Here is a 12,202-nt window from a genome sequence, read left to right as displayed (position 1 = left end):
CCGACGGCTCGCCCGCACCCGGTGCAAATAGCCGTAAATGTAAAGCTTCAGCAGGTCGCCCGGCGCATAGGGCGGCCGACCCAGTTCCTCGGCCGCAGCCTTCGAAAATCCCAACTCCGCAAGAGCCAGCGCATCTACAAACGCATCGATCACCCGAACCGGATCGTCGCGCCCCACCACCTCGTCCAGAACCTCAGGAAAAAGCGTCGTTTGATACCGCGACTGGCCCGTCACATGCGCCATCATAACCTCGAATCAAAGCCCGATCCCGACAACAATAGCCGATCAGGTTTTCACACAGCCTGGAAAGCCAGGACCCATAACCACAGGAAGAAGTTTGACGAAGACTGGCAGCGATCTTCGCCGTGGTACGTGCACCGCACTCAATCGATAGATCACGCGGTATGGGTCCTGGCTTTCGCCAGGACGACGGTGGGGCTAGACTTCAGCCTTCGCCATCCCCACCGCCCACAGCGCAAACGCGTAGACGATCGCGACCTCGTCGAGCCGGTTGAAGCGGCCGGAGGCGCCGCCGTGGCCGGCGCCCATGTTGGTGCGGAGCAGGACGGGGCCGCCGCCTGTCATGGTGGCGCGCAGCCGGGCGATCCATTTCGCCGGCTCCCAGTAAGTCACCCGGGGATCAGTGAGCCCGCCCATCGCGAGGATCGGCGGATAGTCCTTGGCCGCAACATTGTCGTAGGGCGAATAGGACAGGATGGTGCGGAAATCCTTTTCGCTCTCGATCGGGTTGCCCCATTCCGGCCATTCCGGCGGCGTCAGCGGCAGCGTGTCGTCGAGCATGGTGTTGAGCACGTCGACGAACGGCACCTCGGCGACGATGCCGCCAAACAGCTCGCCGGCGCGATTGGCGACCGCCCCCATCAGCATGCCGCCGGCCGAGCCGCCATGACCGACGATGCGCTTCTCACCGGTGTATTTTGTCTCGATCAGTGCGCGTCCGGCGGCGGCGAAATCGTCGAACGTGTTGGTCTTCTTCTCGCGCTTGCCGTCGAGATACCAGCCCCAGCCCTTGTCGGCGCCACCGCGGATATGCGCGATCGCGTAGACGAAGCCGCGGTCGACCAGCGACAACCGGTTGGTGTTGAAGGAGGCCGGCATCGCCATGCCGTAGGAGCCGTAACCATAGAGCAGCAGCGGCGCCTTGCCGTCGCGGGCAAAGTCCTTGCGATGCAGGATTGAGACCGGCACATGCGCGCCATCATGCGCAACAGCCATGATCCGCGTGGTGACATAGTCCGCCGGATTGTGGCCGGACGGAATCTCCTGGCGCTTGCGGAGCACCCGCGCCCGCGTCGCCATGTCGTAGTCGTAGACTTCCGACGGCGTCGTCATCGACGAATAGGAGAAGCGCAGATTGGTGGTCTCGAACTCGTAGCTGCCCATCGTGTCGAGCGAATAGGCGGCTTCGTCGAAGGCGATCGGATGCTCTTCGCCCGAAGTGAGGTCGCGAATGATGATCGCGGGCAGCGCATTTGATCGTTCCAGCCGCACCATGTGGTTGGCATAGAGCTCGACATCGAGCACATAGATGCCCTCGCGATACGGGATCAGGTCGCGCCAGCTGGCGCGCTGGGGAGAGCCGAGCGGCGCGGTCATCACCTTGAAGTCGATCGCATCGTCGGCATTGGTGAGGATGAACAGCGCATCGCCGCGATCGGCGATCGAGTACTGCACGCCCTCCTCGCGCGCCGCGACCAGACGTGGCGGCGCATCGGGATCGGCGAGATCGATCAGGCGTTGCTCGGAGGTCTCATGATCGCCGCCCGCGATCACGCAGAAGCGGCCGCTCGAACTTTCGTGCAAATGGGTGAACCAGCCGGGATCCTGCTCCTCATAGACCAGGATGTCGTCGACCTGCGCGGTGCCGAGCCGGTGCCGCCAGACCTGCATCGGGCGGTGATTGTCGTCGAGCTTGACGTAGAAGAAGCTGTTGGAATCCGCGGCCCAGACGACGCCGCCATCGGTCTCCTCGACGACGTCATCGAGATCGGCACCGGAAGCCCAGTCGCGCACGCGGATCGAAAAATACTCCGAACCCTTGGTGTCGGCGCTCCAGGCGTGCAGCCGGTGATCGTTGGAATGTCGGCTGCCGCCGAATTTGAAATAGTCGTGGTCCTCCGCCAGCGCGTCGCCATCGAGCACGACATGCGCATCGCCGCCGTCGCGCGGCATGCGACCGAACTGTTCGTGCTGGCCGCCCTCGCGGAATTTCCGGAAATAAGCGTACGGGCCGTCCGGGGACGGTACGCTCGAATCGTCCTCCTTGATCCGCCCGCGCATTTCCTTGACGAGCTGCTTCTGCAGCTGTCCGGTGTGGCCGAGCAGGCTCTCGGTGTAGCCGTTCTCGGCTTCCAGATAGGTGCGGATATCAGGTTCGAGGATCGAGGGATCGCGCAGCACCTCCTGCCACTTCGGATCCTTGATCCACGCATAATCATCCGTCACCGTGATGCCATGGGTGGTGAAGGCATGCGGCCGGTGCGGTGCGACGGGCGCGGCATGGACGGGGGTCTTACTGGCGGATTTGGTCACACGGGCCTCATTGTGCAGGGATACCGCCTTATATCGGGATGAATGTGGCGATTGCCAGATGGTTGGAACCGCTTGGCCGCTCCGCTCCATCCCCGTCATTGCGAGCGGAGCGAAGCAATCCATCTCTCCCCAAAGGGGTAGAATGGATTGCTTCGTCGCTTCGCTCCTCGCAATGACGGGGATAGAGCGATCTACCCATTCCGCAACTTCGCGCTCGCGCTGCCTGACATCGGAATCTGGTTCACCGCCATGACGACGGCGAAGGTGATCACCAGCATTGCGATGCCGAGCACCGCGATCGCGGCGAGGTCGCCGCCTTCGTTGAGGTCGTAGATCAGCACCGATAGCACCTTGGTCTGCGATGTGAACAGCACGATCGCTGCCGAGAGCTCGCGCATCACGCCGATGAAGATGAAGCACCAGGTCGCGATCACGCCGGTCCGCAACAGGGGCGCGGTGACCTGGCGCAGCGCCTGCAGTCGCGTTGCGCCGAGGATGCGGCTTGCTTCCTCGAGCTCGGGATGGATGGTCGTGAATGCGGCCTGCAATTGCTGATAGGCCGACGGCAGATTGATGGTGAGGAAGGCGAGCAGCAGGATCCACAGCGTGCCGTAGAGCACGAAAGGTGGCCGCGTGTAGCTCAGGAACAGCCCGACGCCGAGCACGATGCCGGGGACCGCGACCGGCGCGGTGGCGAGGAAGCCGAGGATGCGATGGCCCGCGATCACCTTGCGTGTCGTGACATAGGCGATCACGAGCGCGAGGATGGTGCCAATCGTCGCGGTCGATGCGCCGAGGATCACGGTGTTCTTCAGCGCGAGCTGGGTCGACGACAGCTCGGTGAACACGAAGACGATGTTGTGCAGCGTCAGGGTCGATGGCGTCACCAGCGTGGTGGCGTTCGGCGAAAACGCCGCATTGAGCAATGCGAAATAGGGCAGGAACACGGGATTGAGCAGCACCAGCAGGCAGAAGCCGAGCGCCACCCAACGCCATCGCTTCAACTCCACGCGGCGCGGCGCGCCATATTTGCCGCCGATCACCGAATAACCGCGCCGGCCAAGCAGGAATTTCTGACCTTGCAGCAGCAGGATGGTGAGCAAGAGCAGCGGCACGGCTGCGGCCGCCGCCAGCTCAAGCTTCGGCGGATATTGGAACAGGCTCCAGATCTTGGTCGTCATGGTGTGGAAGCCGGCCGGCAGTGCCAGGATTGCCGGCGAGCCGAACAGCGTCATCGCCTGCAGGAACGCAATCAGCGCGCCCGCGACCAGCGCCGGCAGCGCCAGCGGAATCGTGATCCGCCGCGCCGTGGTCCAGGCGTTGCCGCCGAGGATCGCGGAGGCGTCCTCCAGCTCGCCCGGCATGGTGTCGAGCGCATTCGCCACCAACACGAACACGAACGGGAAGGTGTAGCAGGAGATCACGAAGATGATCCCGGTCAGCGAATAGATGTTGAACAGCGCGTCCGCGTCCTCGCCCGCGAACAGCCGGTACAACTGGTTCAACAGCCCCGAATTCGGCGCCGCCAGTAGTTCCCAGGCAACCGCGCCGAGGAACGGTGGTGTCACGAACGACGCCGTCACCAGCGCGCGAATGGTCTGCCGCCCCGGCATGTCGGTGCGCGACACCAGCCAGCTGAGCGGGGCGGCGACGATGCAGCAGATCACCGCCGAGGTGATGGCGATGATGGCTGTCGTCAGCAGCGGATCGAGGAAATCGGGGTTGCTGAACAGCGTGACGAAGTTTTGCAGCGTCGGATGTCGGTTCTTGTCGGTGAAGGCGTATACTGCGAGCCATGACAGCGGCAGCAGGATCAGCAGCACGAGAATGGCGGCGAACAGCCACAGCACGGGCCGCGTCCAGTCGATGCGCGGTTTTGTGGCGGGGGAGGTGGAAGGATTGAGGGTTGTCATGCAAAAACTCTTTCCCCGTCATTCCGGGGCGCGCGTAGCGCGAGCCCGGAATCCATTTCACCGCGAACCCATGCGGATTGATGGATTCCGGGCTCGCCGCTTCGCGGCGTCCCGGAATGACGATGGTGAATGCAGTTGCACATCACTAAACCCGAAACAGCCGCGCGTAGCGCGTCTTGATTTCTTCCGTCATCGCTTCCACACCGGCCGGATCCTCCGTCATCAGCTTGATGTCGGAAAGCTTGCGCCGCCCGGCTTTCGGCTGCACCTGGGCGTGCAACGAATACTGCCCCGTGAAGTCGACGAAGAACTGCTGGGTCTCCCGGGTGTGCAGCCAGGCCTGGAACATTTTTGCCGCGTTGGGATGCGGCGCACCGGCGAAGATTCCTGTCGGCCCCGAGATCGTCGGCGTGCCTTCGGTCGGGTAGACCGGCTCGACCGGCTGTCCGGCTTCCTTCAGCAGCACGATGCCGTATTCATTGCCGTCGGCCATCACGGCGCGCTCGCCGAGCGACAGCTTTTTCGGTGGATCGGTCGATGACTGCACCTGCATCACGCGCTGTTTTGACAGCTTCTCCAGGTAGGGCCAGCCGAGCTCGCGGACGAGCTGGAAGGTCGTGGTCATGATGGTGCCGCTATAGGCCGGGTGGCCCTTCACCATCTTGCCGGCCCATTTCGGGTCGAGCAGGTCGGCAAAGCTCTTCGGCGCGTCGTCCGCCTTCACCAGATTGGTGTTGTAGGCGATCGACGACAGCCACAGCCGCGTGGTGACGGCCATGCCGTCGGGCTCGCGGTAATTGTCCGGAAAATACTTCGCCACATCCTCGGGCACGAACGGCATCAGCCAGCCGTTCTTCTTCCATGGAATGAAGTGCGAAGCGTCGGCGCTGTTGACGATGTCAGCGGCGTGGATGTTGGACTCGTATTCTTGGGCGACGCGCTGGAACAGCCGCTCCGAGCCGGAGCGCTCGATCTGGACCGTCATGCCCGGATAAGCCGCCTCGAACGCCTTGCCGAGCTTTTCGCCAACGGGCAGGTCCATCGACGAATAGAAGACGACGGTCGCTTCTTTTCTCGCGGCTGCGACAAGGTCGGCCGTGATCGCGGTTGGCTCAGGCGCTGCGGCGCGCAGCGGAGATGCGAACACGGTGCCGAGCGCAAGCGTAGCCGTGCCTTTGAGGACGTCGCGTCTGGAAAACCGTCTCCGCATCGCGTCCCTCGTTTTTGTTTTATCGGCTGAGCGCCCGGCAGCACTCGGGCGGCAAGGTCAGCCAGACCTCGCTGCCCTTGTCGACCGCGGTCTCCGTCGGCGTGGTCACGCGCAAGGAGGTGCCGTCCTGCGTCTCCACCATGTAATCTCTGAACATGCCGAGATAGACCTGCCGGGTCACGATGGCCTTGAGCGTGTTCTGCTGCGAAGAGGGCTCTCGCGTCGAGAGCTGGATCTCATGCTGGCGGATCGCGACCGGCGCGGTCGCGCCGGCCGTGAGCTTGGCGCCGACCACCTGCAGCGTCGCGCCGGCAAACGCGACGTGGTTTTCGTCGCGCGCGGTGCCCTTGATGACATTGGCGGCGCCGATGAAGCGCGCGACAAACTCGGATTCCGGCCGCGCGTAGATATCCTCAGGGCTGCCGAGCTGGTCGATCTTGCCGGCGTTCATGACAGCGATCAGGTCCGCGGTGGTCATCGCCTCCGACTGGTCGTGGGTGACATAGACCGTGGTGTAGCGATATTCGTCGTGCAGCCGGCGGATCTCGAAGCGCATTTCCTCGCGCAAATTCGCGTCGAGATTCGACAGCGGCTCGTCGAGCAGCAGCGTCTCCGGCCCGATGATCAGCGCCCGCGCCAGCGCGACGCGCTGCTGCTGGCCGCCGGAGAGCTCGCCGGGATAGCGCTGCGCCAGCGCTTCGAGCTTGGTCGTCGCCAGGATCGCAGCGAGCTTCTTCGCGATGGTGTCGCGATCCATTTTGCGCAGGCGCAGGCCGTAGACGATGTTCTCGGCCACCGTCATATGCGGCCACAGCGCATAGCTCTGGAAGATCATCGACATGTTGCGCTGCTCGGGCGGCAGCGTGCGCGCTTTCGAGGAGACCAGCCGCTCGCCGACGCGGATCTCGCCGCCGGTGGGCTCGAGGAAGCCCGCGATCAGCCGCAGCGTCGTGGTCTTGCCGCAGCCGGACGGCCCGAGCAGGCAGACCAGCTGCCCATGATCGATGGTGAGAGAGACATCATCGACCGCGATAAACGATCCAAATCGCTTGACCAGGCCGCGCAATTCCACCGACGCCAAGCGATCCCCTCCATGTCGTAATGTTGCAGGGATCAGTGCCCGGCTGTTGCCGGCAGTAAAGCTGAAATTGGTTGCGGCGGAAAGTGTTCGCGCGCTGTCAATAAGTAGTGGTCGACTTACCGTTCCGTCATCCTGAATGTGGCGCCGTCATTGCGAGGAGCGAAGCCACGAAGCAATCCATCGCTCCGCATATGCGGTGGCATGGATTGCTTCGCGGAGCCTGTCATCGGGCGCGCATTCTCGCGTCCCGTTGGCTCGCAATGTCGGGTCTACGACTTTAACCCTACGCCTTCACGCTCTCGCCCAGCCACTGCACCGCGGCGTCGGTGCCGCCCTTGCCGTGCGGAATCTTCAGCGCGTTGAGCGCGACTTCGATGACGCCGAGCGTACCCAGCACCATCGGCGCGTTGACGTGGCCCATATGCGCGATGCGGAAGGCCTGGCCCTGCAGATCGCCGATGCCGGTGCCGAGCACGACGCCGCATTTCTCCTTGGCATAGTGCTGGATCGCGGCGGGATCGGCGCCCTTCACGGTGACGGTCGTCACCGTGTTGGAGCGCTCGGTCGGTTCGGCGATGTTGAAGCCGAGCACCTGGCCCTGGGCCCAGACCGCGACGGCGCGGCGCACCGCTTCACCGAGCAGCCGGTGACGCTCGAATGCATTCTCCAGACCTTCGGCCTGAATCATGTTGATGGCCTCGCGCAGCGCGAACAGCAGATGCACCGGCGCGGTGCCGGCATATTTGCGGTAGTGCTCTGAGCCCTCGCGCTCGGTCCAGTCCCAATAGGGCGTGCGCAGATTGGCCTTCTTGTGGGCGTCCCAGGCGCGGTCATTGGCGGCGACGAAGCCGAGGCCGGGCGGCGTCATCAGACCCTTCTGCGAGCCTGACATCGCGACGTCGATGTACCATTTGTCCATCTCGAATTGCGTGCAGCCGAGCGAGGCCACAGTGTCAACCATGAACAAAGCGGGATGGCCCGCGGCCTTGATCGCCTTGCCGATCGCCTCGACGTCGTTATAGACGCCCGAGGCGGTGTCGACCTGCACCGCGAGGATCGCCTTGATCGTATGCTCCTTGTCGCGCCGCAGCCGCTCCTCGACTTCGGCGGGTCGGATGGCGCGGCGCCAGTCGCCCTTCAAGATCTCGACCTCGGCGCCCATCGCGGCCGCTGCCTGGCCCCAGCCCATCGCGAAACGCCCGCTCTCCAGCACCAGCACCTTGTCGCCGCGCGACAGCACGTTGGACAGCGTCGCCTCCCAGGCGCCGTGACCGTTGGCGATGTAGATGTAGGATTTGCCCTGGGTGGCGAACAGCTTTGAGAGATCGCGCAGCAGGCTGTCGGTCAATTCGAACATCTCGCTGGAGTAGATGTCGAGCGCCGGGCGATGCATCGCCTGCAACACCTGATCAGGCATCGTGGTGGGTCCGGGGATGGCCAGAAATTCCCGGCCCGCGCGAACGGTCATCTTCTTGTTCCTTATGGGTAAAACGCGGAATCAAGCGTGTGAGGGGTCAAGGCCGGAAGATAGGCGAAAAGGGCTGCGATTGCGAGCGGTGTGAAGCAATCCAGAGCCTCAAAAACGCAGGGCGCGGCCCCTTATTTGCCGATCGCCTCGACGACCGAGCGCCACACCTGGTCCTTGAATTCGGTCGCCGCCGGGCTCGCGATCTGTTCGACCGCGCCGTCATGCTTGTTGCAGGCCTCGACCAGCCGCAGCACCCAGATTTCACCGTCGGTGAAATAGGGATCGCCGCCGCCATTGCGCCCCGCCAGCGTCGGACCGACGCCGGTCACCTGATATTTTGCTGTGACCATGCCTGATGTCTCGAGATCGCCGGCGAGCAGCGCGCGCTCGGTGTCAAGATCGGCGGCGATGTGATGGGTCACGGCGCCGGTGTAGTGGCTGATGCCGACGCTGCGGTCGAGCGTCGCGGCGCCGAGCCACACCGGCCGCTTCTCCTCGCCGGAATCGAGCACCTTCCAATAGCGCACATGATTGCGGCGGTCGGCGCTCGATCCGACCGGCTTCTCGAAGGCGAGATCCTCATGGCGGCCGAGATAGAACAGGTTGCTGACCGGCGCGTCCTTGTAGGGACGGTCCAGCAGCACGCTGCCGACGATCGCGATCGAGGATCTCAGCGTGATCGGATCGGCCGGATACCAGCCGGCCTCGTGCATCGCGCAGATCACATCCTTGGCGTCGCCGATCAGGCCGATATTCATGGGATCGCCGGGAATGCCTGCTGCGGTGCGCGTCACCATCGGTAGCTCAGCGAGGCCCTTCTGGTGTTCGTAATGCTTCCAGACCGCCGGCAGCACCAGATAGGCGGCGAGCAGGTAGGTCATCAGCACCAGCAGCAACAACAATTCGGCGCGCCTGATGCGGTCGCGCCGGCGCGCCACACGCGGATTGACCTCGATGTCGGTCACGGCATTTACTTTCGGACCAGCGCGCGCTTAACGCCGCGTCTCGCGGCAGCCGGCGGCTTCGGCCTCCTCGACCGAGCAGAACCAGCGCGTGCCCTTGGAGATCTTCATCTCGATCTTGGCGTACCAGCGGCTGGTCGGCTGGTGATAGATGCATTCGCCGGAGCGGTTGACGTTGCCCTTGATGGTGCAGTCGGGTGACGGCGCGACCGGGCCGGATGCCGAGGCCTGCAGGATCGCGTGGGCGTTCTCGCCCGGCTGCACCGCGCCCAGCACCGTCGTCTTCTTGTTGCGCACGCGCCAGTCCCACGGCGCGATGAACGCGCCCTGCCACATCCCGGCTTTGGCCTCGCGCGCGGTTTGTTCGTCCGCGTCATAGTCGTGCGAGACGCGGGTATAAGCCAGCGCCCAGCCGTTGGTCACCATCCATTTTTGGATGTCCTCGCCGTCGACCTCGCAGCGCGCAATGGTGCGGCCGCGGCGATCGACCGAGCGGGTGTGGCAGGTCCAGCTCTTGTTGCCGGCGTGCTTGACCAGCTCGTCGCGCGCGACGACGCCGCAGGTCCAGCGCTCGCCCTTGGTGTTGAGGCAAAGCTGGTCGGTCGACGGCGCGTCGATGCCGCCGAGCCGGATGCGGGTCGAGCCGATCACGACTTGATCGCCGTCGCGGATCTTCGGCACGCCGGTGATGTCGGCGGCCAGCGCCAGCGCGGGCAGCGACAACAGGAGACCAGCGGTGAGCAGCGTCTTGAGCATCGGCAATCCCGGCGCGGGTTGAAGCGGTCAGATATCAGTGCCCAGTCAATGCCCACGGATTGTGCGGGGAATTGGGCAGCGGTTCCAGTGGTGGCTGGTGGAAGATGGCCTCAACTTCACGTCATTCACAAGTCTCGTAGCCCGGATGGAGCGAAGCGTAATCCGGGGCAGTCCATCGGCGGGGCGAAGACCCCGGATTTCGCTTCGCTCCATCCGGGCTACGAAGTCGCCATTCGCTTTCTGGCCAATGCCAAACCCATCAGCACGAACGCCGACGTCACCTCCGGCCCGCCGACCAGGATGCGCGTCGGGGTCTTCATCTTGTTCCACTCATAGGCCTTGTAGGGTCCGTGGCGACCGCCCTCACTGAGGCTCTGGACGATGCAGTGCAGCGCCGGCGTGAAGGTCGAGACCTCGGCGTTCAGATGCGCCAGCGCCATCAGCGCCAGCGCGGCGTCGAAGGCGTTCATCTCATGGGCGATCAGCTCGGTCGTGACATAGCCGAGCACGCGCGCCCTGATCAGCGCGAAGATGTTCTCGGGATCGATGACGCGCTGCGCCGCCAGCGGCAACGCGACGAACGCCGCGTAGCAGCGGCCGAAATAGGCCGAATAGAGCTCGGGCAGGTAATAGATATGCGAGCGCGGATTCTTGAACGCGCCGCTTTCGACCAGATTCTTCTGGAAGGCGATGATGCGATGCACGGTCTCCAGCCGCTGCGGCGTCTCGATCACCTTCCAGCGGGCGAGGTTGCGGAACGAGACCTCGAGGATGTCGAGGTTCAGCGTCGGATCGAGGTCGTTGCCATAGGGCCGGTCGCCGTTGAGATTGTCGATCCAGGTGACGACGCCGCCCTCATAGTCGATGTGATCGTTGAGCGGCACGGTGACAACTGGCTCGTTGGCGCCCGATCGCACCTGGTAGCCACGGTAGAAATCCAGCAACGGCTGCTCGAGGATCGGATCGTCGGAGCCGGCCTGCGTGGCGGCCGAGAACGCGCACGCCGTGGTGTCGCAGTCGGGCACATAGATGCCGAAGCCGAGATCCTGCTTGATCTGGGCAAAGAACCGCGAGAAGCGCGGATGGCGCCCCGGCGCCAGCGCGGTGATCACTTTCACCGTAGAGCCGTCATGCGACGGTACCTCTTCGGCGCTGGTCTTGAGGCAGAACGCCACCATCTCTGAGATCGCCCGCCGCGCCACGGCTGCCTGATCGGAGGACGCAAGCCCGGTCTCGACGAGGCTGAGCAGGGCCTCGGTGAAGAACGCGTCGTAATAGGCCGAGCGGTGGCGGATCTGCACCGGCTCCCACATCGGCTCGGCGATCCCGCGCCACGGCGGGTTGATCAGCGCGCGCGCCGGCGAATGCGCGATGAAGACGCGGGCCAGGCTGAACAAGAGCGTCGAGTTCTTGTAACCCCGCGCGTTCAGGCCGGTCAGGGCCATCAGCATCTCGCGACCGCCCATGTCGGCATCGCCGAGCAGATTGAAGGCGGCATAGGTTGGGATGAAGCCGTTTTTGCCGAACGAGCGCAGCAGATGCGCGCCGGTGGTGCGGATCACCTTGTCGATCTCGGTCATTGCGGGTGGGCGCGCCGGTACCGCGGCGGCCGGCGGGGCCGGGTGGTGGATATCGAGATCGTCCATCAGCGCGGCGATCGGGGCGCCGATCGCGGCCCAGTCCGGCGTTGCCTTGTCGCGAGCGGCGACCAGCGCGGCGCGCAGGGCCGCGAGCCGCGCGGGATCCTTCAGGGCGGGAAGGCCGGTGCGGCGCAGCAGCGGCCGCAGCGCCGGATTGCGGAGCGCGGTCCGGTAGAATTTTCCGAGATGGGCGTCGCCGCCGCGATAGTTCAGCAGCACGGGATCGCAGACGTCGTACAGCGACGGGCCGTCCTTTTTGGCGGTCAGCGACCGGCACAGCGCGCCGGCGATCTCGTGAAAGCCCATAAATCCCTTCCTGAAGGAGAATCTCTTTCTCACGGAACCGGTTAACGCCGCCGCGCCGACGGTGTTTCCCGGCGCCCGCCCCAAATCCCGCAAGCCTTTGGAAAGCTACATAAATCGGTAGAAAACACAAATGTGATCGAAGTCACATAACAGGATGTTAACCCAGTCAAGTGTCTCTGCCGGGCGGCAGCATGCGCCAAACCGGGTTGCCCCAGCCGTCCGGCCGGGTTAATGGTTCTTTGTTGCAGCGCCGCAAATTGAGATCAATTCACCGGCACACATCAACTCAACCCCATAAACCCCGACCGTCTCT

The 12,202-nt window shown here is 64.2% G+C and carries 9 protein-coding genes; all 9 read right to left on the bottom strand.

Annotated elements, in window-relative coordinates; genetic code table 11:
* On the bottom strand, positions 1 to 243 hold a 243-nt coding region (locus tag UP10_RS29065), incomplete at its 3' end, for a transposase (RefSeq protein ID WP_502692180.1).
* A 195-nt stretch (positions 244 to 438) separates the two neighbouring features.
* Positions 439 to 2,553, bottom strand: a complete 2,115-nt coding sequence (locus UP10_RS29060; protein WP_044590647.1) for a S9 family peptidase — start codon at positions 2,551 to 2,553, stop codon at positions 439 to 441.
* Between the two features lie 191 nt (positions 2,554 to 2,744).
* Entirely contained in the window at positions 2,745 to 4,466 is a 1,722-nt protein-coding gene (locus UP10_RS29055; RefSeq protein ID WP_044590630.1) for an ABC transporter permease, read from the bottom strand.
* A 145-nt stretch (positions 4,467 to 4,611) separates the two neighbouring features.
* Positions 4,612 to 5,676: an ABC transporter substrate-binding protein gene (locus UP10_RS29050; protein WP_044590629.1), complete on the bottom strand. Its 1,065-nt coding sequence runs from the start codon at positions 5,674 to 5,676 to the stop codon at positions 4,612 to 4,614.
* Between the two features lie 19 nt (positions 5,677 to 5,695).
* Positions 5,696 to 6,748 carry an ABC transporter ATP-binding protein gene (locus UP10_RS29045; protein ID WP_245321930.1) on the bottom strand — a complete coding sequence of 351 codons (1,053 nt, stop codon included), beginning with the start codon at positions 6,746 to 6,748 and terminating at the stop codon, positions 5,696 to 5,698.
* Positions 6,749 to 7,040: 292 nt separating this feature from the next.
* Positions 7,041 to 8,225: a pyridoxal-phosphate-dependent aminotransferase family protein gene (locus UP10_RS29040; RefSeq protein ID WP_044590627.1), complete on the bottom strand. Its 1,185-nt coding sequence runs from the start codon at positions 8,223 to 8,225 to the stop codon at positions 7,041 to 7,043.
* Between the two features lie 131 nt (positions 8,226 to 8,356).
* On the bottom strand, positions 8,357 to 9,190 hold the full coding sequence (locus tag UP10_RS29035) for an LssY C-terminal domain-containing protein (RefSeq protein WP_044590626.1): 834 nt from the start codon (positions 9,188 to 9,190) through the stop codon (positions 8,357 to 8,359).
* 27 nt (positions 9,191 to 9,217) lie between these two features.
* Positions 9,218 to 9,943 carry a thermonuclease family protein gene (locus tag UP10_RS29030; protein WP_044590625.1) on the bottom strand — a complete coding sequence of 242 codons (726 nt, stop codon included), beginning with the start codon at positions 9,941 to 9,943 and terminating at the stop codon, positions 9,218 to 9,220.
* Positions 9,944 to 10,161: 218 nt separating this feature from the next.
* A complete protein-coding gene (locus UP10_RS29025) occupies positions 10,162 to 11,889 on the bottom strand; it encodes a hypothetical protein (protein WP_044590624.1) in 1,728 nt (575 codons plus the stop codon).
* Positions 11,890 to 12,202 lie beyond the last annotated feature (313 nt).

Origin of the sequence: Bradyrhizobium sp. LTSPM299, from assembly GCF_000938235.1 — a bacterium.
Classification (GTDB): Bacteria; Pseudomonadota; Alphaproteobacteria; order Rhizobiales; family Xanthobacteraceae; genus Bradyrhizobium.
This window is presented reverse-complemented; position numbering and strand designations above follow the sequence as displayed.